1 protein-coding gene is annotated in these 825 nt (G+C 60.7%); it reads right to left on the bottom strand.

Annotated features, from left to right (window positions below; genetic code table 11):
* Positions 1 to 472, bottom strand: a 472-nt coding sequence (locus tag BG61_RS38660; RefSeq protein WP_241486508.1) for a DUF4142 domain-containing protein, incomplete at its 3' end; no start/stop codon positions are given.
* Between the last annotated feature and the right edge of the window lie 353 nt (positions 473 to 825).

Raw genomic sequence — 825 nt, forward strand, 5'->3', positions numbered from 1 at the left:
ACTTCGCATGGGTGTCGGACTTTGCCGTTCGGCCCGTGAAGGCCGGCTTTCGCCGGCTACCTGGGTTATTGGTTACGCAGCAGTGACTCTTTTTTCGTGGCCAAGGCCTCAGCCATTCGCAGATGCTCTTCGATGGGGGGAGCGCGGGTTGCGCCGCCTTTTTCGAGTCGGCGTTCTGCCCGCCGTTCGCTTGCCTCCCGAACACCTCCACGGCCTTTTTATGGCCGGCGAGCGCGACCTCTTGAATGTATGCGGTGTCGAACTCCTTTTCGCACAGCCCTTTGAGCGAATCGAGACCTGTGGTGTCGGAGGTGTCCTTTGGGACCGTCACGCCGCGCGGTGCCGCCATCTTGAGCTGGGCGGTCAGTTTCGTATGATCTACTCCCATGCGACGCGCAAAATTCTTCACGTCTTTGTCCGTAGTATGCGTCTCGACCAACCTTGTCGCGTCGACCTCCCGCGAGCTCGACATCGACGTGGCTTGAAGGAACTCTGGATTGGGAGCCTGCAATTCATTCGCGGAGTTGCTGTCGCGGATTGCGTCGCTTGGGCCACACACATTGCCGGACCTGCGAGGACGGTTAGTACAAGCGCAACGGCAATCAGGTGCGTTTTCATCAAGGCTCCGTACCGGTTTTGCTTCCAGAGCGGAACAAATGCCGTTCCGCCCGTCCCGGTCGCGACCGCCCGGCGTGCCTGCGCAGCGAGTAGCCAGGCGGGGTTTCTCACCGTTACCTGACCCCTCTGTTTGGGCGGGTGAATGTACCGGTGGTGCTTGTCGCAACGGCACCGCGGTCGGTCCTTCCGCCAGTTTCTTCGAGTCGC

This window comes from Caballeronia glathei (assembly GCF_000698595.1).
GTDB classification, from domain to species: domain Bacteria; phylum Pseudomonadota; class Gammaproteobacteria; order Burkholderiales; family Burkholderiaceae; genus Caballeronia; species Caballeronia glathei.